Source organism: Flagellimonas flava (assembly GCF_900129665.1).
Taxonomy (GTDB): domain Bacteria; phylum Bacteroidota; class Bacteroidia; order Flavobacteriales; family Flavobacteriaceae; genus Flagellimonas; species Flagellimonas flava.
Map to the genome: position 1 here is coordinate 467,937 of NZ_FQWL01000001.1, position 24,505 is coordinate 492,441.

Annotated in this window: 25 protein-coding genes; 8 read left to right on the forward strand and 17 right to left on the reverse strand. The window is 42.1% G+C overall.

Translation table 11 applies throughout. The features are described 5' to 3' along the window. Window positions 1-50: 50 nt before the first annotated feature. The gene (locus BUC10_RS02060; protein ID WP_073176240.1) at window positions 51-1,295 is read left to right on the forward strand and encodes a cytochrome-c peroxidase; all 1,245 of its coding nucleotides are present in this window, start codon (window positions 51-53) and stop codon (window positions 1,293-1,295) included. A 10-nt stretch (window positions 1,296-1,305) separates the two neighbouring features. Here BUC10_RS02060 and BUC10_RS02065 read toward each other — a convergent pair whose 3' ends face one another. The 7 genes from BUC10_RS02065 to BUC10_RS02095 form a co-directional block, all read right to left on the reverse strand. Continuing rightward, window positions 1,306-1,665, reverse strand: coding sequence for a TIR domain-containing protein (locus BUC10_RS02065; protein WP_073176241.1), 360 nt, complete (start codon window positions 1,663-1,665; stop codon window positions 1,306-1,308). Window positions 1,666-1,736: 71 nt separating this feature from the next. After that, window positions 1,737-2,309, reverse strand: coding sequence for a Crp/Fnr family transcriptional regulator (locus tag BUC10_RS02070; RefSeq protein WP_073176242.1), 573 nt, complete (start codon window positions 2,307-2,309; stop codon window positions 1,737-1,739). A 3-nt stretch (window positions 2,310-2,312) separates the two neighbouring features. Next, window positions 2,313-2,783, reverse strand: a complete 471-nt coding sequence (locus BUC10_RS02075; protein WP_245812755.1) for a GNAT family N-acetyltransferase — start codon at window positions 2,781-2,783, stop codon at window positions 2,313-2,315. Between the two features lie 73 nt (window positions 2,784-2,856). Next, on the reverse strand, window positions 2,857-6,525 hold the full coding sequence (gene purL / locus BUC10_RS02080) for a phosphoribosylformylglycinamidine synthase (RefSeq protein WP_073176243.1): 3,669 nt from the start codon (window positions 6,523-6,525) through the stop codon (window positions 2,857-2,859). 168 nt (window positions 6,526-6,693) lie between these two features. Beyond that, window positions 6,694-7,452: an SDR family NAD(P)-dependent oxidoreductase gene (locus tag BUC10_RS02085; RefSeq protein WP_073176244.1), complete on the reverse strand. Its 759-nt coding sequence runs from the start codon at window positions 7,450-7,452 to the stop codon at window positions 6,694-6,696. Window positions 7,453-7,538: 86 nt separating this feature from the next. Next, window positions 7,539-8,447 (reverse strand): helix-turn-helix domain-containing protein, encoded by a 909-nt coding sequence (locus BUC10_RS02090; protein ID WP_073176245.1) that lies wholly within the window; start codon window positions 8,445-8,447, stop codon window positions 7,539-7,541. Window positions 8,448-8,582: 135 nt separating this feature from the next. Continuing rightward, on the reverse strand, window positions 8,583-9,794 hold the full coding sequence (locus BUC10_RS02095; RefSeq protein WP_073176246.1) for an RsmB/NOP family class I SAM-dependent RNA methyltransferase: 1,212 nt from the start codon (window positions 9,792-9,794) through the stop codon (window positions 8,583-8,585). Window positions 9,795-9,865: 71 nt separating this feature from the next. Here BUC10_RS02095 and BUC10_RS02100 point away from each other — a divergent pair, with 71 nt between their 5' ends. Then, window positions 9,866-10,897, forward strand: coding sequence for a WD40/YVTN/BNR-like repeat-containing protein (locus tag BUC10_RS02100; protein ID WP_073176247.1), 1,032 nt, complete (start codon window positions 9,866-9,868; stop codon window positions 10,895-10,897). Between the two features lie 50 nt (window positions 10,898-10,947). Here BUC10_RS02100 and BUC10_RS02105 read toward each other — a convergent pair whose 3' ends face one another. The 8 genes from BUC10_RS02105 to BUC10_RS02140 all read right to left on the reverse strand — a co-directional run bounded on the left by BUC10_RS02105 (window position 10,948) and on the right by BUC10_RS02140 (window position 18,275). Beyond that, a complete protein-coding gene (locus BUC10_RS02105) occupies window positions 10,948-11,295 on the reverse strand; it encodes a DUF6515 family protein (protein WP_073177070.1) in 348 nt (115 codons plus the stop codon). Window positions 11,296-11,404: 109 nt separating this feature from the next. Further along, entirely contained in the window at window positions 11,405-11,848 is a 444-nt protein-coding gene (locus tag BUC10_RS02110; RefSeq protein ID WP_073177071.1) for an ABC transporter G family protein, read from the reverse strand. Next, complete coding sequence (locus BUC10_RS02115; RefSeq protein WP_073176248.1) at window positions 11,841-12,371, reverse strand: hypothetical protein; 531 nt, start codon at window positions 12,369-12,371, stop codon at window positions 11,841-11,843. Before BUC10_RS02115 ends, BUC10_RS02110 begins: the two co-directional genes overlap by 8 nt. A gap of 33 nt (window positions 12,372-12,404) precedes the next feature. Beyond that, window positions 12,405-12,947, reverse strand: coding sequence for an RNA polymerase sigma factor (locus BUC10_RS02120; RefSeq protein ID WP_073176249.1), 543 nt, complete (start codon window positions 12,945-12,947; stop codon window positions 12,405-12,407). A gap of 223 nt (window positions 12,948-13,170) precedes the next feature. Then, the gene (locus BUC10_RS02125; protein WP_073176250.1) at window positions 13,171-14,994 is read right to left on the reverse strand and encodes an ABC transporter ATP-binding protein; all 1,824 of its coding nucleotides are present in this window, start codon (window positions 14,992-14,994) and stop codon (window positions 13,171-13,173) included. Window positions 14,995-14,997: 3 nt separating this feature from the next. After that, a complete protein-coding gene (locus BUC10_RS02130; protein WP_073176251.1) occupies window positions 14,998-16,704 on the reverse strand; it encodes a phospho-sugar mutase in 1,707 nt (568 codons plus the stop codon). A gap of 59 nt (window positions 16,705-16,763) precedes the next feature. Further along, on the reverse strand, window positions 16,764-17,711 hold the full coding sequence (locus tag BUC10_RS02135) for a glycosyltransferase family 2 protein (protein ID WP_073176252.1): 948 nt from the start codon (window positions 17,709-17,711) through the stop codon (window positions 16,764-16,766). A 42-nt stretch (window positions 17,712-17,753) separates the two neighbouring features. After that, the gene (locus tag BUC10_RS02140) at window positions 17,754-18,275 is read right to left on the reverse strand and encodes a DUF4199 domain-containing protein (protein WP_073176253.1); all 522 of its coding nucleotides are present in this window, start codon (window positions 18,273-18,275) and stop codon (window positions 17,754-17,756) included. Window positions 18,276-18,435: 160 nt separating this feature from the next. On the opposite strand from BUC10_RS02140, the gene BUC10_RS02145 reads away from it, so the two are divergent. The 3 genes from BUC10_RS02145 (at window position 18,436) to mtaB (ending at window position 21,377) form a co-directional block, all read left to right on the forward strand. Beyond that, on the forward strand, window positions 18,436-18,705 hold the full coding sequence (locus BUC10_RS02145; RefSeq protein ID WP_073176254.1) for a type B 50S ribosomal protein L31: 270 nt from the start codon (window positions 18,436-18,438) through the stop codon (window positions 18,703-18,705). Window positions 18,706-18,785: 80 nt separating this feature from the next. Continuing rightward, a complete protein-coding gene (locus BUC10_RS02150) occupies window positions 18,786-19,961 on the forward strand; it encodes a GlmU family protein (RefSeq protein ID WP_073176255.1) in 1,176 nt (391 codons plus the stop codon). An 87-nt stretch (window positions 19,962-20,048) separates the two neighbouring features. Beyond that, window positions 20,049-21,377, forward strand: coding sequence for a tRNA (N(6)-L-threonylcarbamoyladenosine(37)-C(2))-methylthiotransferase MtaB (mtaB, locus tag BUC10_RS02155; RefSeq protein WP_073176256.1), 1,329 nt, complete (start codon window positions 20,049-20,051; stop codon window positions 21,375-21,377). A 47-nt stretch (window positions 21,378-21,424) separates the two neighbouring features. Here the strand turns inward: mtaB and BUC10_RS02160 are convergent, their stop codons facing one another. Further along, the gene (locus BUC10_RS02160; protein ID WP_073176257.1) at window positions 21,425-21,718 is read right to left on the reverse strand and encodes a GNAT family N-acetyltransferase; all 294 of its coding nucleotides are present in this window, start codon (window positions 21,716-21,718) and stop codon (window positions 21,425-21,427) included. A 159-nt stretch (window positions 21,719-21,877) separates the two neighbouring features. Here BUC10_RS02160 and BUC10_RS02165 point away from each other — a divergent pair, with 159 nt between their 5' ends. Both BUC10_RS02165 and BUC10_RS02170 read left to right on the forward strand, forming a co-directional pair. After that, on the forward strand, window positions 21,878-22,555 hold the full coding sequence (locus BUC10_RS02165) for an alpha/beta fold hydrolase (protein WP_073176258.1): 678 nt from the start codon (window positions 21,878-21,880) through the stop codon (window positions 22,553-22,555). A gap of 27 nt (window positions 22,556-22,582) precedes the next feature. Further along, a complete protein-coding gene (locus BUC10_RS02170; RefSeq protein ID WP_073176259.1) occupies window positions 22,583-23,554 on the forward strand; it encodes a lytic transglycosylase domain-containing protein in 972 nt (323 codons plus the stop codon). Between the two features lie 48 nt (window positions 23,555-23,602). Here the strand turns inward: BUC10_RS02170 and BUC10_RS02175 are convergent, their stop codons facing one another. Next, window positions 23,603-24,118 carry a hypothetical protein gene (locus BUC10_RS02175; RefSeq protein ID WP_073176260.1) on the reverse strand — a complete coding sequence of 172 codons (516 nt, stop codon included), beginning with the start codon at window positions 24,116-24,118 and terminating at the stop codon, window positions 23,603-23,605. Window positions 24,119-24,287: 169 nt separating this feature from the next. On the opposite strand from BUC10_RS02175, the gene rpmH reads away from it, so the two are divergent. Next, on the forward strand, window positions 24,288-24,446 hold the full coding sequence (rpmH, locus tag BUC10_RS02180; protein ID WP_073176261.1) for a 50S ribosomal protein L34: 159 nt from the start codon (window positions 24,288-24,290) through the stop codon (window positions 24,444-24,446). Window positions 24,447-24,505 lie beyond the last annotated feature (59 nt).

Below are 24,505 nucleotides of genomic sequence, written 5' to 3' on the forward strand. Positions count from 1 at the left end.
ATCGCTTATATAGAAAATTACTTTTTGTAGAATTCCTAAACCCCCTGATTATGAAAAGTAATTTTAATGTCGTGACATTTATTTTAATGGTTGTTTTGGCCTCTTGCTCAAGCGATTATTCCGAGGAAATCCTAGATCTACCTGACACAGTTCAAAATGATGATGATCAAAACAATGACGAAGAACCGACAGACCCCATGACGGATGTTGGCGATATTAGTGAAGAGGACCTGGCCATTTTAAATACAACACTAGATCTTCCTGATAGTTTTTTTATCTACGATGGTGGTTTGCCCAATTTTTTTCTAAACAATAATCTTAACGGGGAAGATAACACTCCGGCCAACAATCCCGTTTCCAACCCTGGTGCTACATTGGGCCGCGTATTGTTTTATGATGTAAGATTATCTGCCAACAACACTATTTCTTGTGCCTCGTGCCACCTTCAGGAAAATGGGTTTTCGGACCCCGACCAGTTTAGTACCGGATTTGAGGGCGGACTTACCGGCAGAAACTCCATGGGGCTTGCCAACGCCCGGTTTTATGACAATGGAAGATTCTTTTGGGACGAGCGTGCCGCCAGTTTGGAAGCCCAAGTGCTGCTTCCAATTCAGGATGCAGTGGAAATGGGCCTTTCTCTTGAGGAATTGGAATCGAAGCTAGCCAATGAGGCTTATTATCAGGTCTTGTTTCGATTGGCCTTTGGTGATGAGACGGTGACAAGCAATCGGATTTCTTTGGCTCTTGCCCAATTTGTGCGTTCCATGGTGTCTTATCAATCAAAATTTGATGAAGGTTTGGCCCAATCCAATAACCCCAACCAGAACTTCCCAAATTTCACTGCTTCCGAGAATAGGGGGAAACAACTTTTTAATAGCAATATGACCAACTGCTCGGAATGCCATCATACCAATGCCCAAGTCGGGGATGCCGCCCGGAACAATGGCTTGGACGCTACCTTTACTGATTTGGGAGTGGGTGGAGTAACTAACAACAATAATCAGAATGGGGAATTCAAGGTACCTTCCCTACGAAATATCGCTCTTACGGCACCCTATATGCACGATGGTCGTTTTGCCACCCTTAGGGAGGTAATCGAACACTATAATACTGGGGTGCAAAACAGTGCAACTTTGGATAACCGACTTAGGGTGCAAGGTGGAAATGTCCGCCGACTAAATCTTTCGGAGGATGATATTCAAGCCTTGGAAGATTTTTTATTGACCCTAACCGATGAACTTTTCATTCAGGATGAAAAGTTTTCCAATCCATTTAGAAACGAATTTTTGGAATAACCTGGCCGCACTAGCTGCTGGAAATAGGAATTTCATCCAGGCTATAATAAATTTTCAAACCATGCTTTTTGGCTACTTCCACATCTTGGTCGGCACCTTTGGAAGCTCCATCGATACGTAGCACCGCATCGCATTTCAAAAGCATTCTATGCGCCGCCGGATATTGGATTTCTTGCCAGACTTCATCTCCGGGTGCCTTGGCCCCGGCCAACTTTAACAAAGGTAGGGCCAGCCATTCCCCAATGATGGGCATATGGCCCATTCGAAACAAGGGGAGGGCCATGGCCTCGAGTCGTTCAAGATTTCTTTGCATTAATTCCGGGTCGTTGTTGGTGCCGCTGCGATATGGACCGGCTATTAAAATCATCATAATAAATCATTTTGGGTAAAGGAACGTCCAAACAATCCTAACACAAATAATGTAGTTTAAGAAATTCAAATCTAGGAGTCAGCTCTGATAATACTTAAAAATTCTGGAGTGATGCCCAAATACGAAGCAATCTGTTTTTGTGTCAATAATTTGGCAATGGAAGGATACTTTTCCATAAAGATGGCGTATTTCTGTTTGGCTGGAAGTGAGAGGTTGTCCAATCCTCGAAGTTGTTCACGGATGTAGGCGTTTTGCATCAGAATTCGAAAAAAACGCTCCAATTTGGGAATCTCAATAAGTAGTTTATCGAAGTTGGCCTTTGACAATGATAAAATTGAGGACTTTTCAAGAGCCTGAATGGTGAGTAGGCTTTTTTTGTGGGTGGTAAAGGCATGCATATCGGTAATCCACCAGTCGCTAATGGCAAACATTACGGTGGTTTCCTTGCCCTCTTCACTAAGAAAATAAGCCCTAAGAATTCCCTCATTCACAAAATGAATGGCATTGCATATTCCACCCTGCTCTAGAACGATTGCCCCTTTTTCTAGTTTCTTTTCTGTCAAAAAGGTGGTAAATAATTCTTGCTCTATGGCAGTAAGTTCTATATGTTTTGATACGTTTTGAAGAAGGGCACCAAAAGACATAATTCAGGTTTTAGCTTTTAGATGAAGCTTCATTCCCTCATGGGTATCCAAAAACCCTAGGGATTTATAAAATGCCAAGGCTTCCGGTCGCTTTTTATCCGTAGTAAGTTGTACCACATGAGCACCCTTTTCCTTGGAACGTTGTATGGCCCACTCGAACAACATTTTTCCCAATCCTTGGCCTCTAAAGCTTTCATGAACTCGAACAGCCTCTATTTGCGCTCTAATTCCTCCTTGATAGGTGAGGTACGGAATGAACGAAAGCTGGAGTGTTCCAATTACCATAGTTCTGCTATCCTCCAATACCATTAATTCTTGGTTGGAATCCTTGGAGATGCGATCAAAGGCTTCAAGGTATGCATCTGGGAGTGGGTCTTTGAAATCCTCCCTTTGCGCCCCCAATTTATCATTCGCCAGCATTCCAACAATTGCGGGAACGTCTTCCAGTGTAGCTTGGCGTATGATGTTTGGCACAATTATAATGTTATATCGTTCTACAATTTGACAGGAACTTTTCTAATGTAGTGAATTTCACTTCATAGGTTGTCTAGTTGTTTTCCTCTACCCATTTTCTGGCATTCACAAAGGCTTGTAACCATGGTGAAACCTTATCATCCCGATCTTTAGGATAGTGCGCCCAGTTCCAAGGGAAGGTGGAACGTTCAATATGCGGCATGGTCACCAAATGTCTTCCAGTTTTGTCGCATAGCATGGCGGTGTTGAAATCACTGCCATTCGGATTTGCCGGGTAGCCCTCATAACCATATTTAGCGACAATGTCGTACTGGTCTTCGGGATGTGGCAAACTAAACTTTCCTTCACCGTGGGAAATCCATACCCCCAAAGTAGTTCCTTCCATGGAACCTAACATTACCGAGTTGTTTTTCTGGATTTTGACCGAGGTAAAACTGCTCTCGTGCTTTCCAGAATCATTGTAGGTCATTTTACCATGTTCGTCGTGTTCCGGATTGATCAAATCAAGCTCCATGAACAGCTGGCAGCCATTACAGATACCGATGGAAAGGGTATCCGGTCTGGCAAAAAAATCTTTCAATGTCTTGTTGGCTTTTTCATTGTATTTGAAAGCTCCAGCCCATCCCTTGGCACTGCCCAACACGTCGGAATTGGAAAAACCTCCAACTGCACCAATAAACTGAATATCCTCCAAAGTCTCACGGCCAGAGATAAGGTCGGTCATGTGCACATCTTTTACATCGAACCCGGCCAAAAACATGGCATTGGCCATCTCCCGTTCCGAATTACTTCCTTTCTCACGAATAATGGCCGCTTTTGGTCGTTGTCCATGGGGTTGCTCCAATTGGGGTAAAGCGCCGTCAAAATCACTTGGAAATTGGTATTGGAGTGACTGGTTTTTATAATTGCTGTAACGTTGCTTGGCCAAACCATTGGCCGTTTGTTGGTCATCCAAGAGGTAGGATGTTTTAAACCAAGTGTCTCTTAGGGAAGCGATGTTCAAACCAATTTCGATCCCATGATTCTTAATGGTAAGCTCATTTCCTTTTGTGACAGAACCAATTTTTTTAAAATTGATTCCAGCTTCTTGCAATTCTTTTTCTATGGAATCATCCGAAGCTTGGAATACAATCCCAGCATTTTCGGCAAAAAGTAATTTTATACTATCTGATTCACCAATTCCTGATAAATCGAGTTGTGCACCAAGTTCAATATCCGCGAAGCACATTTCCAAAAGGGTGGTTATTAGGCCCCCGGAAGCCACATCGTGCCCTGCTAAAATCTTACCTTTTTTGATTAGCGATTGAATGGTGTTGAACACTTTTTTCAAATAGGCTGCGTCTTTAACGTTAGGCGCTTCGTTTCCAATTTCATTCAGAATTTGGGCAAATGAAGAACCTCCCAGTTTATGTCCATCCTGTGAAATATTGATATAATAGATAGCCCCGCCCTTATTTTGCAGTACTGGCTCCACAATGGTATTAAGGTCATTGCAATGCGCCGCAGCTGAGATAATCACAGTCCCAGGAGAAATTACTTCTTCATCCTTGTATTTCTGCTTCATGGAAAGCGAGTCCTTTCCTGTGGGCACGTTAATGCCCAGAGCTATAGAAAAGTCCGAAACTGCCTGTACGGCCTCATAGAGTCGTGCGTCTTCCCCTTCATTCTTGCAGGGCCACATCCAGTTGGCCGATAGGGAAACAGATTGCATTCCGTCCTGCAAGGGAGCCCAGACGATATTGGTCAGTGCTTCGGCTATACTGTTGCGACTTCCTGCCACTGGGTCCACCAAAGCCGAAACAGGGGAATGTCCAATGCTGGTGGCAATGCCTTCTTTTCCCTTAAAATCCAGTGCCATCACCCCACAGTTGTTCAATGGGAGCTGCAAAGGACCTGCGCATTGCTGTTTGGCAACCCGGCCTCCAACACAGCGGTCCACCTTGTTTGTTAACCAGTCTTTACAGGCCACTGCTTCCAATTGGAGCACTTGTTCAAGGTATTCATGGAAATGCTCTAGGGAGTATGCTAGTGGAGGATAATTTCTGGAGATACTTGTATCTTCCATGATAGTTTTGGGAGAGCTCCCAAACATATCTGAAAGTTCTAGATCCATAGGTTTTTCACCAGTTTTTTTGGAGGTGAAAGTGAACCGATGGTCACCTGTAACCACGCCAACATCGTACATGGGGGAACGTTCCCTAGCAGCTACACGGTCCAGGAGACCCATGTCTTTTTGACCGATCACCAAACCCATTCGCTCTTGGGACTCGTTTCCAATAAGCTCTTTGGCCGATAGCGTTGGATCACCAACGGGCAGTTTGTCCGTATTGATGGTTCCTCCGGTTTCTTCCACGAGTTCTGATAGGCAGTTCAAATGTCCACCTGCTCCATGATCGTGTATAGAAACAATTGGGTTATCATGACTTTCCAAAAGCCCCCGAATGGCATTGGAGGCTCTTTTTTGCATCTCGGGATTTGAGCGTTGTACGGCATTAAGCTCGATAGCTGAGCTGAACTCCCCTGTATCTGCACTGGAAACAGCGGCACCACCCATACCAATTCTATAATTGTCACCACCAAGGATTACAATTCGATCTTCCTTTTTAGGAATGTCCTTGAGTGCCTGCTCTTTTTTTCCGTAACCGATTCCGCCCGCAAGCATGATTACCTTATCAAAGCCTAATTTTCGAGCATCCTCCTGATGTTCAAAGGTAAGTACCGAGCCAGCAATGAGGGGTTGCCCAAATTTGTTCCCAAAATCAGAGGCTCCGTTTGACGCCTTTATCAGAATATCCATAGGGGTTTGGTAGAGCCATTCCCGTTCTTCCATTCCTTTTTCCCAAGGTCGATTTTCCTCCAACCTCGAGTATGAAGTCATATAAACAGCGGTTCCTGCCAAGGGAAGTGAACCTTTTCCACCTGCCAAGCGATCTCGTATTTCACCGCCGGACCCCGTAGCTGCTCCGTTAAATGGTTCAACCGTAGTTGGAAAATTATGAGTCTCCGCTTTTAGGGATAAGACAGAATTAAAAGAGGATTCTTCATAGAAATCAGGTTGGTCAGCCGTTTTTGGAGCGAATTGTGTTGCTTTGGGCCCCTCTATAAAGGCAACATTGTCTTTGTAAGCTGACACAATACCATTGGGGTTTTCTTCCGACGTCTTTTTGATCATCTTAAAAAGCGAACTCGGTTTTTCTTCCCCATCAATCACGAAGGTACCGTTGAAAATTTTGTGCCTGCAGTGCTCGGAATTTACTTGACTGAAACCAAAAACTTCCGAATCTGTGAGCTTCCTGCCAATTTTTTTTGCCAGCTCCTCCAAATACCCGATTTCCTCCCCACTTAGCGCTAAACCTTCTTTTTCATTATAGGCTGCAATATCATCAATTTCCAAAATCGATTCTGGAACTATGTCAATGGTATAGATTTCTTGATTAAGGCCCTCATACTTCTGAAAAAGCATGGGGTCGTAATCGTCATGATTTTTATACACAGTATGGAACTCTTCAATTCTAAGAATTCCTGGAATGCCCATATTTTGGGTAATTTCCGTGGCATTGGTGCTCCATGGGGTAATCATAGCGGAGCGTGGCCCAATAAAAAAGGCGTCAAGAGACGCCGCGTTTATCTTAGGTTGGTTGCCGAACAACCATGTTAGTTTTGTAATGTCTTCTGGTGCAATTTCTTGAGCGGTTTGGACAGCAAACACTTTTGTGGTCTGGTCCCCAAAGAATTGAATCATATCAATGTATCAATTGAGCGGTTTGAGAAAGTGCAAATTTACAGTTTTATACTCGATTTTTTGGGTTGAGTCAAAGCAGTTTTCAACCTTTTATGTTGATAGTGGGATTTAATCCCGTGTTAGTTGGTAAATGGGAATAAAAAAAGCCCCAAAAGGGGCCTTTTTTTGTTAAACGAACATACCTCCAGAAGCTTCCAGCCGCTGGCCGTTGACCCAGCGGGCTTCTTCGGTACATAAAAAGGCCACGACTCCCCCAATATCTTCACTTTCACCAACTCGTCCTAACGCGGTTAAATTGGCAATGTAATCTACTACCTGGGGCATTTGTTCAAAGCGTTCTTTGTTGAAATCCGTGTTTATAGCGCCTGGAGCAACTGTATTGGCCCTAATTTGTCGCTCCCCAAGCTCTTTGGCAAGGTAGCGGGTAAAAACTTCCACAGCCCCCTTCATGGCCCCGTAGGCGGCATAACCTGGAAAAGAAAATCTAGCCAGCCCACTTGAAATATTGACTATGCCCCCGCCATCATTTAAAACTGGAAGCAGGGTTTGGGTTAGAAAATAAACTCCCTTGAAGTGGACATTCACTAAATTATCAAAGTCTTTTTCTGCAGTTTCCGCTATTGACGCATGATAACCAAAACCCGCATTATTGACCAGAAAATCAAATGAGCTGGAGTCAAAGCTTGCCAGTAGTTCTTTTTTCAAGCGAATTTTAAATTCCCCGAAAGATGAGGTTTCCCTAGTATCCAATTGCAGGGCAATTCCCTTTACACCTCTTTTTTCTATTTCAGCCAGTGTTTCCTCTGCCGCGGAAACATTTGAATGGTAGGTGATAACCACGTTAAGGCCGCGATCAGCTATTCTGAGGGCCATATCCCTTCCCAAACCCCGACTTCCGCCTGTAATCAAAGCAATTTTAGTATCCATAGTTTTTGTTTTTAAAATTGAATACTGCAAAGTTCTGGTTGGGAATCAGGATTGGTTTGCGAGTGTCAATCTAAAATTTGCGAAAATCAAACAATTTCCTGTTTACGGAAGTTAAGTGGGGAGAGACCGGTATGTTTTTTAAAGAAATTGGAAAAATGGGCTGTTTCCTCAAAACCAAGGGCAAAACCAATTTCGGAAATATTCCAGTTGGTGTGTCTAATAAGAATCTTTGCCTCTTGAACCACTCTATCGGCAATGAGGGCCGATGTACTTTTTTCACCAGATTCCTTTAACGCCCTATTCAAGTGATTGATATGGATACTTAGTTGGTCGGCAAAATCTGAAGGAGTACGCAATCCCATTCGTTGGTTGGGATTTTCTATGGGAAACTGCCTTTCCAACAATTCATGGAACAAGGAGGCGATGCGTTCTGACGCATTACTATGAAGATGACTTACCGAATTGGCAGGTTGCAACTTCATGGCATTGTGAATTAATTCGAAAACTAAATTTCTTAAACTGTCGTACTTGTAAGCATAATCAGAGCTTATTTCAGTAAACATCCGCTGAAATATGGGAGCAAAACTGTTCACCTCGTCATCAGTTAACTGAAATACAGGTTGTCCACCTGGTTGGAAAACGGGATACCCCAATAAATTCCCATATTGATGAAAAAAAGTTTCCGTGAATACACAAAAAAAGCCTGTCAGTTGCTCGTCCAATTGCTCCCAATTATAGGGAATCTGGGGATTGGAGAAAACCAACACATGTTTGTCAACAGGTACGGTTTTGTCTGCATAGTGCACCCTGCTTTTGCCAGAAACCAGACTGATTTTAAAGTAATCCCTCCTGTTGAAAGGCATTGGTTTTGGCTTGGGCCCTGCAAACTCATCCAACTTAAATACGTTAAAATGACCTATCCCTGTTTTAAGACCTTCAGGAATACGGTTTTGACTTGAGTTGTAAAACTCCTCGATGGAAACACGTTTGGCCATGTGTCAAATTTACATAAATCAAATATACCGTGCAGGAAAGGTAAATGGTCACGAGGTTAAAGGTTGATGGGGAGGGTATGTGTTAACTTTAGGAATTTGGACGGATCGAATATTAGATTATTCATTGCCAATTGCTCATTGTTTCTTGAGCAAGGCCATATAGAAACCGTCATATCCGCTTTTGGAGGCATAAATGTTCTGCTCTTTGATAAATTCAAAACCACTACCCGCTTCCGAATCAAGAAATTTAGCAACTTGGTCTGCGTTTTCTTGGGGTAAAATGGAGCAGGTGGCGTATACCATCTGTCCGCCTGATTTCACCATTTTACTATAGTTCTGGAGAATTTCCTGCTGAACCCCCATAATTCTGGTAATAAAATCAGGTTCTAACTTCCATTTGGAATCTGGGTTACGCCGCAAGACTCCTAATCCGGAGCATGGAGCGTCCAATAACAAGCGGTCTGCGCTATTGTACAGTTTTTTGATGACCTTGGTAGAATCTATAGCCCTGGTTTCCACATTGTGAACCCCATTTCGGCGAGCCCGCACTTTAAGTTTTTTCAATTTGCTCTCATAGATATCGAGGGCAATAAGCTGGCCCTTGTTTTCCATTTGGGATGCTAGATGCAAGGTTTTACCACCGGCCCCAGCACACGCGTCCACAACACGTTGCCCAGGTTTTACTTCAAGAAAGGGGGCGACCAGTTGCGAAGAGGCATCCTGGACTTCGAATAACCCTTCTTTAAATGCTTCCGTTGCAAAAACATTTTTACGTATGGGCAATTCCAAGGCGTCTGGATAGCCTTCAATAGGCTCAGTTTCGATGTCATTTTTGGCCAATAAAATCTGTAGCTGTTCCCTTTTAATTCGAAGGGTATTTGTGCGAAGAATTACAGAGGCCTGCTTGTTAAGGGCTGTAATTTCCTGACTCCAAAGTTTAGCCCCCAAAGCTTCTTCTCCCAATTCATCCATCCAATCTGGAATGGATTCCTTTATCTTTCGGATTTTTGAAAGTTCGTCAAATTTTCCCTTGATTCTACGTTCGGGAGTACCTTCCAATTGCTTCCAATCGGGTATCCGAATTCCTTTCAATACGCACCAAACGGCAAACAATCGGAATAAATCTTCTCGGGTATAAGGCTCGTAGACTTCGGAGATGGTGGCATAAAGCCGCTTCCATCGAACAATGTCATATGTGGTTTCAGCAATAAAACCACGGTCTCTAGCACCCCAGCGCTTATCGTACTTCAGTACTTTTTCAATGACCTTGTCGGCGTATCCACGTTCATTAAAAATATAATGCAGCGCATCTATAACCGCAAAAACTAGGTTTCGGTGTAATCGCATCCTAAAAATTAAGAAATGCAAAGGTATGGTTTCTAATAAGATTCCAATTACATTTGGGCAAACACATCTACATGAAATACTTCCCATTACTTACTGTATTTATTTTGATTGCAGCCTGTTCAAAAAAGGAAAAACCAAAACACTTTTCCTCAGTTAAAATCAAGACCGTTTTTGAAGATTCGGTAAGTATAAGGGCCATTGAATTTTTGGATGATAAAACATTGGCTTTTGCTGGGAGTGGAGGGGTGTATGGAACCGTGGATGTTATCACCCATACCGTACGAGCCAATGTACAAGCCTATGATACTCTTTATCCTGAATTCAGGGCAGTGGGAAAGACGGCATCGGACTTTTTTATGCTTTCGGCTGGAAATCCTGCCTTGCTTTATAAAACTGGAGATTCGGGAACTATGGAGTTGGTATACAAAGAGGAAGGTGAAGGTGTTTTTTATGATTCCATGAAGTTTTGGAACGATAGGGAAGGTATAGCCATTGGGGATAGCATGGATGGGTGCTTGTCCATCATCATAACACGGGATGGGGGAAACACCTGGAGCAAATTACCGTGCTCTCAATTACCAGAAGCGGATGAAGGTGAAGGGGCCTTTGCGGCCAGCAACACCAATATTGCCATTGTTGGTAACAGTGCGTGGGTAGCTACAACGGCTGGTGCTGTTTATAAATCTATGGACAAGGGTAAAACATGGTCAAAAACAGCGACTCCAATTGTCAATGAGAAGCCGGCCGAAGGAATTTATTCCATTAATTTTTACGATGAAAGAATCGGGTTCGCCATTGGAGGGGACTATACCCAACCCCAATCCAACAAAGCCAATAAAATTATTACCCGCGATGGGGGCGCTACTTGGCAATTGGTTGCCGATGGGGAGGAACCCAACTATAAAAGCTGTGTGCAGTATCTGCCCAACTCGGATGGTGCAGGATTGGTGGCGGTAGGATTTACCGGAATTTCCTATTCCCAAGATTCTGGGCAGCACTGGAAACAGCTCAGCGATGAAGGCTTTTACGCTCTTCGTTTTTTGAACGATACCGTTGCCTATGCATCAGGCAGAAATAGAATTGCCAGGTTGATATTCAAATAAAAAAGCGACGAGAATATCGCCGCTCTTTTCTAACTACTAACCAAACCAACCTAAACGTTGACCACCACATAATGGCGACCTGATTTTTTATACCAAACACCTCTATATTTGTAGAGTTTTCTTCCATTTACAACCACAACCCTTCGCGCTCTTGGAAGTCTTTTAACCCGTATTCCGTTTGGGGCGGCGCAAACCACATATCTTTTTCCGCGGGCTTTGTACCATACGCCATCGGCGAAGTAAAAATTTGTTTTTTTATGCACTACAACCCTAGGTTTTTTAATAGTGGTTACAACGGTTCCGTGTTTGGGATATATGCGTACCACCGCTTTTTGTGCACTGGCTACCATAGTCCCTAAAAGTGCCATGCTAATCAATATTGTTTTTAACGCTTTCATAATGTAGATTTTTATGGTTTCTGGTTCTTTGACCATGGTTTTATAGAAAGGTTTAATTAAAAAAGGAGCCAATTGGCTCCTTTCTTGTGTATTTCATCGAAACAGGGGATTATCCGCCACCCCTACGTTTTCGCATTTGCTGTAACAATCGCTTTTTAAAATCTTCTTCAGCCTTCAGCAGCAGCAGGGTTTTTTTGGGAGAAATCACATTTTTAATCTTAGAGATGAATTCCCTTTGGGCCTCATGCTTTTCTTTTTGAACGTCCAAAAACTTGGTCAATAAGGTAGAAGACTCATTGTCTGATAAATCCTGAATGATTGATATTTGGGAACGAAGTTCCAAACGCTCGATTCTGCGAATCCGCTCCAAAGTTTCCTCATGTTCATTATATATGGGCCAGAAGGATTGCGCCTCTTGGCTAGTGAGATTCAAACGCTCCGTAATAAATGCCACTTTTAAGGTTTTGATGCGTTCACGGGCCTGACCCTGGGCATAAAACCATGTGGTTCCCATGGCAAAACTGAAAATTAATATGAGTATTTTTTTAGTCATAATCATTGTAGTCTAGGTTTAAATCCTCAATATCCTCCACATTTTCATCCAGATATTCCAAAATCTGCTCCTCGCCCAAATTCTGGTCCAGTATATCGGATAATTCAATTTGTTCCAAGGAAACAACCTCGGCAATTTCATAGGAGGAAAGATTGAAATCAGTAGCATCAAAATAGGCTTCCAACTCAGAATTTGCCAAGTCATCAAAAGTTAGGGTATCGGCCTTGTTCCAATTGAGTCCAAAGAACAACAACAATACTGCGGCAACTCCAGCTATGCTGTAGTATATTTTCTTATAAGATTTAAGTTGAACGACTTTAACCTCTTGAGGTTCCGGTTGGGATATTACTTTTGGAGTAAAGTTTTCAAAGTAAGTCTCGGGTACAGCAAAACCGTCAGACTTAGGAATCACGGACTTTTCCTCTTGTGAATCCTCCTGTTGGATTCTGTCCATAAGTCGGTCATGCAAGTTATCGAAATAACCTTCCGGAGTTTTGAATTTATTTTTTTTATCCTTTCCCATCTTTTTTATTTGACCCCTAGACCTAAAAAAGGTTTAATCGGCTTTAAGATACGTTTCAATTTTCTTTACCGCCAAATGGTAAGAGGTTTTTAAGGCTCCAACCGAGGTTTCAAGCACCTCTGATATTTCATCGTATTTCATTTCCTGAAAATACTTCATAGTAAAAACCAACTTTTGTTTGTCGGGCAGGGTGGCCAAAGCTTTCTGAAGCTTTAATTGGATCTCGTCGCCCTCAAAATAAACATCGGACTGCAGGTTTTCTACCATGGCAGTCTTCAACTCTTCATCACTGATACCTGCCTTTCTGGATTTTTGCTTTAAAAAGGTCAGAGCTTCGTTTGTCGCAATTCGGTAGATCCAGGAGTATAGTTTACTATCCCCTTTAAAGCCATCTATGTTACGGTACACTTTGATAAAGGTATTTTGCAATACATCATCCGAATCATCATGATTCAGCACAATCCTTCGGATATGCCAATACAAGCGTTCCTTATAGGTGTTGACCAACACTTCAAAGGCTCTGGCTTGACTTTCTTTATGTTTTAGCTCAGCGACTAAGGTTTCCTCAGCGATCAATTTCTTGTTGATTTGATGCTATGACTATGGTAAAGGTAAAAGGTTTAATTTTTTTGGGGTGATGGGTGTCAGATGACAGGTGTTCGATGTTGGAATTAGGGATTTTGAGTTTGGGATTTGAGCTTGATTTTGAGTCTTAGGCGAAGCGTAAAAGGTGAAAGTTGAGGTGTAAAAGAAGTTGGAATTTGATGTTTTGAGTTTGAACTTTAACTTGAGTTTGCACCTAACCCAAAGTCTGCATTTCCACCAGTTTCTTATATCCTTTTTGGGATTTCATCAATTCTTCATGAGTGCCCTGTTCCAGAATTTTTCCTTTGTTCAAGACTACAATGGAATCTGCATTTTGGATGGTGGATAAACGGTGGGCGATTACAATGGAGGTCCGATTCTTCATCATGTTTTCCAGTGCATCCTGAACCAGACGCTCACTTTCTGTATCCAAGGCAGAAGTGGCCTCATCTAAAATCATGATGGGAGGATTTTTCAAAACGGCCCTGGCGATGGACAACCTTTGCTTTTGCCCTCCACTTAACTTATTACCGCTATCCCCAATATTGGTATTGTATCCGTTGGGCAACTCCATAATGAAGTCGTGTGCATTGGCAACTTTGGCAGCTTCGATAATCTCTTCATCGGTAGCTCCTTCCTTTCCCAGTCCAATATTGTTTTTTACCGTGTCGTTGAATAAAATGGAATCTTGTGTTACCAATCCCATAAGGTCTCGGAGGGATTTTTTACTGATATCCTTGATATTGGTTCCATCAATGGCAATTTCCCCTTCATTGACATCGTAAAAACGGGTCACTAAATTTGCTATAGTACTTTTACCGCTTCCCGATTGCCCAACTAGGGCCACGGTTTGACCTTTTCCAACCTTTAAGTTGAAATTTTCCAGCACATAGTCCTCTTCATATTTGAAGGAAATAGCCTTGAGTTCTATGCCTGACTCAAAATCCAATTTTTCAATGGCGTTTTCCTTATCAGCAATGGGGTTCTCAGATTCCAAAACCTCCAAGACACGCTCTGCTGCTGCATTGCCCTTTTTAACCGAATAGGACGCTTTGCTAATGGCTTTGGCCGGTGTAAGTATGTTGTAGGCAAGTCCCATATAGGCGATGAAAGAAGCCGCATCCAAACTTTGTTCTATCAAGACCAAACGACCTCCGAACCACAAAAGGATGCCGATGACCAAAATCCCCAAAAACTCTCCCGTAGGGGAAGCCAAATTTTGTCGATTCAACAGTGAATTCGAGAACTTAAAAAATCGATCTGTTGACTTTTGAAAGGTTTTATAAAATCGAGACTCAGAGTTAAATGCCTTAATAACCCTTAATCCACCCAATGTTTCCTCTACTATGGACAAAAACTCTCCCTGTTCCTTTTGCACACGGTCAGATTTTCGCTTTAGTGATTTGCCGATACGTGAAATCAACATGCCGGCAATGGGAATAAAAATGAAAACGAAAATGGTAAGTTTCACGCTGATCAAAAACATGACCATGATGGTAAAAATAATGGTCAGGGGCTCCCTAACGATCAACTCCAAGATGGACAAAAAGGAATGTTGGATTTCCAATACATCCGAGGTGATCCGGGCTATAGTGTCACCCTTACGTTTTTCCGAAAAATAGGAAATGGGGAGGTCCACAATCTTTTCGTACATTTTGTTACGCACGTCCTTGAGAACCCCATTGCGGAGAAACGTAATGAAATACATGGCGAGGTAATTGAACACATTCTTCAACAGGAAGAGTGCCAATACCAGCCCTACCACCAATACCAATCCCTTCATGGGTTCATCTCCAGAATATTGGGTCACCTGATAATTCATGTAATCCATAAAGTAATCCTTAGCTTTTCCAATGCCTTCATAGACCGGAGGTTCGTCTAACCTTTTGGTCTTATCGAACAGGACATTCAGCATGGGAATGAGTGCAGCAAAGGATAAGGCGCTGAACAGTGCGTAGAGAATATTGAAAAATATATTGAGAAAGCCATATTTGCGATAGGGCACCGCAAAACGGAGAATCTTCTTAAAATAGTTCATGTACTATAAATTCAATTCCGAAACAATGCCATCCAATTTGGCATCCAACTGCGAATTTACGGATTTAAAATCCTCAGTCTTGTCCAAGGTGGCGTTGGTGCTCATGTAAAATTTAACCTTGGGCTCGGTGCCACTTGGTCTTGCAGCGATGCGGGTGCCATCCTCGGTTTCGTAAATAAGAACATTGGATTTTGGTAAATCAATAGGTTTTTCGGCACCGGTCTGTACGTTTTTGGCAATGGAAGTGTTGTAATCCTCTATCCAAACCACTTTGGACCCTTGGACGGAATCCACGGGATTTTCTTTAAAGTCGATGAGCATTTGCTTGATTTCTTCCGCACCGCTCATTCCTTTTTTGGTGAGGGAGATTAATTTTTCCTTATAGAACCCAAACTGTACATAACAATTGATCAGTTCCTGATAAAAGGAGCTGCCCTTGGCTTTGGCGTCCGCACCTATTTCACAAGCCAATAGGGTAGAGGTAACGGCGTCCTTATCGCGAACAAAATCGCCCACCATGTACCCAAAGCTTTCCTCTCCCCCTCCGATAAATTGAGAATCTGGGAAATCCTTAATCATTTTGCCAATCCATTTGAAACCAGTCAAAGAGGTTTTGCATTCCACCCCATAAGTTTTCGCCATTTGTTGCATCATTGGGGTTGAAACTATGGTAGAAGCTACAAACTCATTGCCCCGTAATCCTTTCTCCTTGAATTTGTCCAATAAAAACTTGGTCATCATAATCATGGTCTGGTTACCATTGAGCAATTCTATTCTACCTTCAGAATTACGAACTGCTATTCCCAGTCTATCACTGTCAGGGTCGGTACCTACCACCATATCGGCTCCGATTTCTTCCGCTTTTTTGATGGCCATCGCCAAAGCAGCTGGTTCTTCGGGATTTGGCGATTCAACCGTAGGGAAATTTCCATCAGGTTTGGCTTGTTCCTCAATCACTGTTACATTATTGTAGCCGGCCCTTTTGAGCACTTCGGGAATGGCTGTAATGGAAGTGCCATGAAGGGAAGTGAAAACGATTTTGAAGTTCTCTTTACCCTTGGCATCAAAACTGCCTTTTGCCACCGAAGCTTCAAAAAAAGCTTCATCCACATCCTTGTCTATGAGTTGTATAAGGTCTTCATTGGCATCGAGTTCAATATCCTCAAAAGATAAGGCGTCGATTTCAGCGATAATTTCTCCATCCTGGGGAGGAACAATTTGACAGCCATCTGACCAATATACCTTATAACCATTGTACTCTGGGGGATTGTGGGAAGCTGTCAGCACTATTCCAGCCTGGCAGTCCAAGTGCCTAACCGCAAAAGAAAGTTCTGGAGTGGTGCGCAGTTCTGAGAACAAAAACACCTTAATGCCGTTGGCAGAGAAAATCTCCGCTACCGTGCGGGCCAAGGTATCTGAATTGTGCCTGCAGTCGTAGGCGATGACTACTTTTATTTCGGTATCTCCGTGTACTTTCCTTAGGTAATTGCTTAAACCTTGTGTATTCTTGCCCAGGGTGTACTTGTTGATCCTGTTGGTGCCCACACCCATAATTCCTCGCATACCACCTGTGCCAAACTCCAAGTTTTTATAAAAACGTTCTTTGAGTTCCTCGGTATCGTTCTCTAATAGATGTTGAACCTCTTTTTTGGTATCGGCATCAAAAAAATCGCTAAGCCAAGTTTGTGCGGTCGTGGTAATGGAATCCATAGGTTATTTATGAAGTTTAATGCTGGATAAAAGTACGAAGAATCTGAAATTATGCCCCCTTAAACGTTGATTTTATTGGAGATTGTGTAGCGAGTGTCATTTTTTCTGGAACGCACCATTATTTCACCTAAAAATCCAGCTAAGAAGAGTTGTGTTCCAATGATCATGGCCACCAAGGCGATGTAGAATTGAGGGCGATCTGTTATGAGTCGTCCGGCAGGATTTATAAAAAGCTTATCAACACCTAAATAGATGGAAAACCCGAATCCTACCAAAAACATAAGCACCCCCAATGCACCAAAAAGATGCATGGGCTGGCGACCAAATTTGGATACAAACCAAATGGTGATCAAATCCAAAAAACCATTGATAAAACGCTCGGCCCCAAACTTAGTGCTTCCATATTTTCGAGCTTGGTGTTGGACCACTTTTTCGGTGATGTTGGAAAAACCGGCGTTTTTGGCCAGAACCGGAATATAACGGTGCATTTCACCATGGACTTCGATAGTCTTGATGACATCGCTTTTGAATGCCTTTAGACCACAATTGAAATCGTGCAGTTTTACACCGGATGTCCTCCTTGCCGCCCAGTTGAATAGTTTGGAGGGGATGTTTTTGGTGATGACTGAATCATAGCGTTTCTTTTTCCAGCCCGAAACAACCTGATAGCCATCTTTTTTAATCATGTTATAGAGCTCAGGGATTTCTTCTGGATTGTCCTGAAGGTCGGCATCCATAGTAATCACCACCTCCCCTTGGGCAGTATTGAAACCTGCATGCAGTGCTTGGGACTTCCCGTAGTTTTTTAGAAATCGAAGACCCTTGACCTGTGCATTTTGTTTTGATAGGTTTTGAATGATTTCCCAAGAATTATCCGTGCTCCCATCATCGATAAAAATGACTTCATACGAAAATCGATTGGACTGCATTACATCTACAATCCAATCGTGTAGTTCTTTCAATGAATCTTGTTCGTTAAGTAAAGGGATTACAATGGAAATCTGCATTGTCACGTTGTCGAATTCCCTTCAAAAGTAGCATTTTTTGTGTTAGTAGGCAGGTTTATCCTTTTTGACGATTAAGCCCGTAAACAGGCCTACGATCAATCCAAAAAGCGCACTGATCACTAATCCAAAGACTAGAAAAACTGGGAACAGCTTCTTTTGAAATTCCACACCTTGGTCCCATTGTTCCTGGGTAAGGTTGGGATTTTGCTCAAATGTCTTAACTTTCTGTAATTCTGTGGCATTGGCCATATAATCGGGTTCTATTACATTGGACAAGACCAAAAAGTAAAGAGTTCCCAGTACGGCGGCAATGAGTCCAACACCTGCACCAATTTTAAGTGCTTCGCCAATTTTCAAATAGCCGTCATTGGCTTTTTTAAACTGAAGAATACCTAAGACCACAAATACGGCCAAAATTCCAAATTGCACGGCTTGGACGGTAAAACTTCGATCGTAATGCATGTCTGCCACATAGAGCATAATGCCAAATACAATGCCCACAATTCCGCCGATAAGGCCAAATCGTAAAGAGAATTTTCCTGTTTTGATTGGTGTTCCTTCCATTTGTTTTATTTTAGGGTTGATAGCGTTATGTTAGTGCGGTCCACATGGGATTTGTTACAGCTAAAGGTAGATTTTTTCTTTTTTAAGTTTTTTGGGTTGACAATCAAAAAGAAATGATTAAATTTGCACCTCGAAAAATCTGAGATTAAGTAATAAGGAGATGAGAAAAGGTATACACCCGGAAAATTATAGATTGGTAGCTTTCAAGGATATGTCCAACAATGATGTATTTATAACCAAGTCCACAGCTGAGGCAAAGGAGACTATTAGCGTTGACGGAGTTGAATATCCCTTGGTGAAGCTGGAAATTTCCAGAACATCGCATCCCTACTATACAGGTAAGACCAAGTTGGTTGATACTGCTGGTAGAATTGACAAGTTCAAGAGTAAATACAAGAAGTTCAGCAAAGAGGATAAGAAATCCGAATAGGGTTTTCCAAATAAATAATACAGCGCCCTTGATTTTTAATCAGGGGCGTTTTTTATTTTTATACAGACTAAACTGTAACTATGAACTATATTCTTACCGATGGTCCTAGAAGGACGGCATTGCTTCCCTTTACATTTACCAGACCTGTTGCTGAAATACGAATTGGGATTTTGACCATCCGCGAAAAATGGGAAAGATACCTTAAGGCCGAAACAAGCTTTAAAACCGAAGGTTATCTATCCGAAAAATATCCGACGGTTAGTGCTTCCGAAAATACAGTGATAGATAGTTCGGTGGTCCCCAATCAGGAATTGGCCGATTGGGTGCTTTCGCTTCAACCTGGAGAAGCTATTGAATTCAATGATAGGATTATTGCCTACGGCACCAAGGGTACCGACCTCGAACCCGATTTCTCCAACTACAGCGTAAAGGTTTTTACAGGCCATCTTTTAACGGTAGATAATACTTGGGACATTTTTTCCAAAAATGGAGAAGCTCTTCAAGCGGATTTTGACCTTATTACCGCTGGGCGGAAAAGCGCGGAGATATCAGATACCAATAAATTGATAGCCCCGGAAAATATATTTATGGAGGAAGGAGCCATTGTGGAGCACAGTATACTGAATGCTTCCAAAGGCCCTATTTACATTGGGAAGAATGCAGAAATCTGGGAAGGGAGTCTTGTCCGTGGTGGATTTGCACTTTGTGATAATGCCATCGTGAAAATGGGAGCCAAGATCTATGGCCCTACCACCGTTGGTCCACATGGCAAGGTTTGTGGGGAAATCAACAACTCGGTTATTTTTGGATATTCTAGCAAAGGTCATGAAGGATATTTAGGTAATGCAGTGCTTGGGGAGTGGTGCAATATTGGCGCGGATTCCAACAACTCCAACCTCAAAAACAACTACGCCAAGGTTAGAATTTGGAATTATGCCACGGAAAAATTTGACCACACCGGGCTTCAGTTTTGCGGATTAATGATGGGAGACCATAGTAAAACCGCCATTAATACCATGTTCAACACCGGAACCGTAATTGGGGTCAACTCAAATATTTACGTCCCTGGCTTTCCAAGGAATTTTATTCCTAGTTTTAGTTGGGGCGGAGCCTCGGGTTTTAGCACCTATATGCCTAAAAAGGCTTTTGAGGCCGCAAAAGTTATGATGGCCAGAAGGGGAAAGGAATTTGATGATGTTGAAGCACGGATTCTGGAACATATCTTTGAACTCACCCAAAAGTGGCGGAATTATTAGACCGCCAATTGGCGCAACCCTATAACTTATAACGGTTTAATTCCAACTTATTCCTATCTTTGCCTCCCTTAAAATTTAAGCGGAATCATGCGCAAGAAAGTAGCTTTTTATACTCTGGGGTGTAAACTCAATTTCTCTGAAACTTCTACCATTGCCAGAAGTTTTGAAGGAGAGGGCTTTGATCGTGTGGATTTTTCGGATAGGGCGGATATCTATGTTATTAACACTTGTTCTGTAACGGAAAATGCTGATAAACGCTTTAAGACCATAGTGAAGCAAGCCCAAAAAGGCAATCCAGATGCCTTTATCGCCGCGCTTGGCTGCTATGCCCAATTGAAACCTGAAGAACTGGCTGCAGTGGATGGGGTGGACTTAGTGTTGGGCGCTACAGAAAAGTTTAAGCTTACCGATTATCTGAACGACCTTTCAAAAAATGATAGGGGAGAGGTACATTCCTGTGAAATAGATGAGGCTGATTTTTATGTGGGAAGCTATGCCATTGGAGATAGAACCCGGGCATTTTTAAAAGTCCAGGACGGATGCGATTATAAGTGTACCTATTGTACAATTCCATTAGCGAGGGGAATTTCGCGAAGTGATACCTTGGAAAATGTCCTTAAAAATGCGTCTGAAATCGCTGCAAGGGGCATCAAGGAAATAGTACTCACCGGTGTGAACATTGGAGATTATGGTAAAGGGGAATTTGGAAACAAAAAACACGAACACACCTTTTTTGAATTGGTCCGGGAACTTGACAAGGTGGAAGGGATTCATAGGTTACGAATCTCTTCTATTGAGCCAAACCTGCTCAAGAATGAAACCATAGATTTTGTTGCAACCAGCACATCTTTTGTACCCCACTTTCATATTCCATTGCAAAGTGGAAGTGATGAGGTCCTGAAAAAAATGCGAAGAAGGTACCTGACCAATTTATATGTAGATCGGGTAAATCGAATCAAAAATGTGATGCCTCATGCTTGTATTGGGGTAGATGTGATCGTGGGCTTTCCGGGGGAAACTGAGGAACAGTTTTTAGAAACCTACAACTTTTTGAATGAATTGAACATCTCTTATTTGCACGTTTTTACCTATTCTGAGCGGGATAATACCCTCGCTGTTGAAATGGAAAATCCGGTTCCGCAAAAGGTGAGGAGCAAGCGTAGTAAAATGCTTAGGGGGTTGTCAGCGAAGAAAAGAAGGGCTTTTTACGAAAGTCAACAAGGAACTTTAAGGACCGTGCTTTTTGAAGGGGAGAATAAATCCGGGTATATCCATGGATTTACGGAAAACTATGTAAAAGTAAAGGCTCCTTGGAATCCAGACCTTGTAAACACCCTGCATCTAGTGGAGCTTACCCAAATCGATGAAGACGGTTTGTTTCGATTTAATTTTGTAACGGAAAAAGTAACGGCATAAAAAAACCTCTCCGATTGGAGAGGTCCCTAATAAATTTTCCTGATTACTTAGATGCGAATTCCAACCGGAAGCATCTCCTTGTATTGTCTGTTCTTTCTTAAAAAACCTGCAATATGAGGGCTGGTGGGCACAACTCTTAGGTTTTTTTCCTGAATTTCATGCAAAACGGCTTTGATAAAAGTTTCTTTGAAGCCTTCTTGGGTAATCTCTTCCGGAATGACCAGTTTGGTTAGAAAAACTTTACGCTCTTGAGAAGAGTATTCAATTTTAGCCAAATGACCATCAACCCTAGTTTCAAATTGGCGCAAGAAACTATTGTCATTAATTTCCATTTCTGTCATATAGTATTGTTTTAAAATTGACACAGCCTAATTACCGAAGTGGTAATTGATGTTCCCTTTTGGTTATTTGTTCAAAATTCAGCGGGGCTTATTGCAAAAGGGACACAAAATTAGTCAAAAAATTGTTAATTTCCTAGCCCCAATTGCATTAGCTCTATAATGTCGAACCAAAAAACACCTATTTATTTGATGCCTGGTATGGCTGCCAATCCAACCATTTTTGATGGCCTGGAATTGGATCAAGAAATCTTTAATACCTATAAATTGGAATGGTTTGTCCCGGAAAAGGGAATGACATTTTCTGAATATGCACAGAAAATGGCTTCTTTCATCGCTCACGAAGCAGTAGTGCTTGTTGGTGTGTCCTTTGGGGGACTGCTGGTGCAGGAGATGTCCAAACATCTTAAGGTAAAAAAGTTGATCGTGGTTTCGGCGGTTAAGCATCATTCAGAACTCCCAAAAAAAATGTTGTTTGCCAAATACACCAAGGTGCATAGGTTATTACCTACAGGTTTGGTCAACAATGTAGAACTATTGGCGAAATATGCTTTTGGCGAACGAGCCACCAAAAGGTTGGAGCTTTATGAGAAGTATCTTTCTGTACGCGACAAGCGTTATATTGATTGGGCCATAGACGCCATTGTAAACTGGAAACAAGAGGACATACCTTCTAATTTGGTCCATATTCACGGTGATAAAGATGCTGTTTTTCCGATTACGAATATCTCCAATTGCATTACAATTAAAAATGGCACCCATACCATGATCATACATCGGGCACGTTGGTTTAATGAACACCTTCCTGCAATTATTTTAGAAGAAGGCAGTTCTATATAGTATCTTTATCATACAAAGAGGAGAAGCATGAAACACATAAAAAATATTTTAGCTGTTATTGGATTGGTAGTCGTTTTGGGTAGTCTTGTGTTTGCGACCCAATCCGACCCGAATGCTGCGGAAAAGGAATTGAGTACTTCAAAAGACGGGGACTCAGATGATAAAAATGTCTCGGATGGCTATAAAATAAGTGCAATTGATATACCTAGCGACCTGAACTTTGCGGGCGAGCCTGTACCCATAGAAGACCCCGAAGTAATGGAACGGGTGGACCGTGAATTTTTGGTGAACACCTATTGGCAGTCAAACGCATTGCTTTTGATGAAACGGGCGAATAAATACTTTCCCATCATTGAGCCCATTCTGGCCAAAAATGGAATTCCGGATGATTTTAAGTACCTAGCGGTAGCGGAGAGTGCCCTTATAGATGTTGCCTCACCCAAAGGTGCTGCCGGAATGTGGCACTTTATGAAAGCAACTGGCAGGGAATATGGTTTGGAAGTAAATACCAATGTTGATGAGCGCTATCATATTGAGAAGTCCACGCAAGCCGCTTGCGAGTACATAAACAAATGGAAGAAACGCTTTGGAACTTGGACGCTTACTGCTGCATCATACAATGCCGGCCCGGGTGGTGTTCAAAAGTATATGAGAATCCAGAAGGCTGATAATTACTATGACCTTTTGTTGGGGCAGGAAACCGGTCGCTATGTGTTCAGGATTTTGGCCTTAAAAGAAATTCTGTCCAATCCTGATAAATATGGTTTCGATGTAGGTAAGGAGGACTTTTATAAGGCTGTACCCACATTTTCAGTGGAAGTAGATACTGCAGTGACCAGTTGGGCCGATTTTGCCAAGCTACACGAAATAAACTATAAAATTCTGAAACGTCACAACCCATGGCTACGGGAACCGCACCTTAATAACAGCTCAAGAAAAAAATACGTGGTGGAAATCCCAATGAAGGGCTATTACCTCGAAACGGGAGCTGGACGGTAACGGAAATATGTAAATCTGGATTTTATCAGGTAGATGTTAATCTAGTTCTTAGATTTTCTTCATCTGCTGTTGCATCATCTTAATCTGCTCTGTGAGCATATTGTTCTTATCCAACTTTTTAGCTTCTTGCAGTAATTGTGTTGCTTCCCGCTTTCTTCGCTTTTGCATGGAAATACCGGCTAAGCTCAATTTCGCCATGGCCACATCATAATCCATGGTCAAGCCCAATTTCAATGCTTTCTTGAAATACTTTTCTGCTTGGGTAAGGTTCTTTTGCGAATAGATAATACCGTGTAGATAATTGTAATAACCCTGTTGCTTCTTAATCAGGGCCGCTTCCGGATTCTTTATTTTACCCAACCATTTCTGGGTGCCTTCCATGTCCTGTTTGCGCATACGAAGAAAGGCCATGAGAATAAATTCATTTCTGAAGTACAGAAAAATGAATACTAATGATAGTAATATAAGGGCTATACCATTACCGATGTAACCTTCTACGAATTGATATCCTGAGTAACCAACAATCAATGCGGCAATGACCAGTTTTATATTTTTGTGGAACATAATTATGTTGAAATTTTAGGCGAAATCAAGAGCAGGCAAAAGTAGTAAAAACTAATTTAAATATTTTTGTGATGTACTTGTCAAAGTAAAAACTCTTCGTATATTTGCGCCCAGAATTTTTAGGGAAGTTTTACCTCCTTACTATAATATCCATTAAAACAGTTCCGAAATGAAAAGAACGTATCAGCCGTCAAAGAGGAAGAGAAGAAACAAACATGGTTTTAGAGAGCGCATGGCGACTGCCAATGGAAGAAAGGTTCTAGCTAGAAGAAGAGCCAAAGGAAGAAAGAAAATATCAGTTTCATCTGAACCACGTCATAAAAAATAATGACTGTCAATAACTTTTTTACAAAGGTGCTACTTCTTTAAGTTTAGCACCTTTTTTTT

What these genes read in the sequence shown, in the direction of transcription:
- BUC10_RS02125 (WP_073176250.1), bottom strand. Translation starts at nt 14,994, where the DNA reads ATGAACTATTTTAAGAAGATTCTCCGTTTTGCGGTGCCCTATCGCAAA.
- BUC10_RS02130 (WP_073176251.1), bottom strand. Translation starts at nt 16,704, where the DNA reads ATGGATTCCATTACCACGACCGCACAAACTTGGCTTAGCGATTTTTTT.
- rpmH (WP_073176261.1), top strand. Translation starts at nt 24,288, where the DNA reads ATGAAAAGAACGTATCAGCCGTCAAAGAGGAAGAGAAGAAACAAACAT.
- BUC10_RS02165 (WP_073176258.1), top strand. Translation starts at nt 21,878, where the DNA reads ATGTCGAACCAAAAAACACCTATTTATTTGATGCCTGGTATGGCTGCC.
- BUC10_RS02095 (WP_073176246.1), bottom strand. Translation starts at nt 9,794, where the DNA reads ATGCGATTACACCGAAACCTAGTTTTTGCGGTTATAGATGCGCTGCAT.
- BUC10_RS02070 (WP_073176242.1), bottom strand. Translation starts at nt 2,309, where the DNA reads ATGTCTTTTGGTGCCCTTCTTCAAAACGTATCAAAACATATAGAACTT.
- BUC10_RS02060 (WP_073176240.1), top strand. Translation starts at nt 51, where the DNA reads ATGAAAAGTAATTTTAATGTCGTGACATTTATTTTAATGGTTGTTTTG.
- BUC10_RS02160 (WP_073176257.1), bottom strand. Translation starts at nt 21,718, where the DNA reads ATGACAGAAATGGAAATTAATGACAATAGTTTCTTGCGCCAATTTGAA.
- BUC10_RS02135 (WP_073176252.1), bottom strand. Translation starts at nt 17,711, where the DNA reads ATGCAGATTTCCATTGTAATCCCTTTACTTAACGAACAAGATTCATTG.
- BUC10_RS02085 (WP_073176244.1), bottom strand. Translation starts at nt 7,452, where the DNA reads ATGGATACTAAAATTGCTTTGATTACAGGCGGAAGTCGGGGTTTGGGA.
- mtaB (WP_073176256.1), top strand. Translation starts at nt 20,049, where the DNA reads ATGCGCAAGAAAGTAGCTTTTTATACTCTGGGGTGTAAACTCAATTTC.
- BUC10_RS02145 (WP_073176254.1), top strand. Translation starts at nt 18,436, where the DNA reads ATGAGAAAAGGTATACACCCGGAAAATTATAGATTGGTAGCTTTCAAG.
- BUC10_RS02100 (WP_073176247.1), top strand. Translation starts at nt 9,866, where the DNA reads ATGAAATACTTCCCATTACTTACTGTATTTATTTTGATTGCAGCCTGT.
- BUC10_RS02105 (WP_073177070.1), bottom strand. Translation starts at nt 11,295, where the DNA reads ATGAAAGCGTTAAAAACAATATTGATTAGCATGGCACTTTTAGGGACT.
- BUC10_RS02170 (WP_073176259.1), top strand. Translation starts at nt 22,583, where the DNA reads ATGAAACACATAAAAAATATTTTAGCTGTTATTGGATTGGTAGTCGTT.
- BUC10_RS02065 (WP_073176241.1), bottom strand. Translation starts at nt 1,665, where the DNA reads ATGATGATTTTAATAGCCGGTCCATATCGCAGCGGCACCAACAACGAC.
- BUC10_RS02090 (WP_073176245.1), bottom strand. Translation starts at nt 8,447, where the DNA reads ATGGCCAAACGTGTTTCCATCGAGGAGTTTTACAACTCAAGTCAAAAC.
- purL (WP_073176243.1), bottom strand. Translation starts at nt 6,525, where the DNA reads ATGATTCAATTCTTTGGGGACCAGACCACAAAAGTGTTTGCTGTCCAA.
- BUC10_RS02175 (WP_073176260.1), bottom strand. Translation starts at nt 24,118, where the DNA reads ATGTTCCACAAAAATATAAAACTGGTCATTGCCGCATTGATTGTTGGT.
- BUC10_RS02150 (WP_073176255.1), top strand. Translation starts at nt 18,786, where the DNA reads ATGAACTATATTCTTACCGATGGTCCTAGAAGGACGGCATTGCTTCCC.
- BUC10_RS02110 (WP_073177071.1), bottom strand. Translation starts at nt 11,848, where the DNA reads ATGACTAAAAAAATACTCATATTAATTTTCAGTTTTGCCATGGGAACC.
- BUC10_RS02140 (WP_073176253.1), bottom strand. Translation starts at nt 18,275, where the DNA reads ATGGAAGGAACACCAATCAAAACAGGAAAATTCTCTTTACGATTTGGC.
- BUC10_RS02115 (WP_073176248.1), bottom strand. Translation starts at nt 12,371, where the DNA reads ATGGGAAAGGATAAAAAAAATAAATTCAAAACTCCGGAAGGTTATTTC.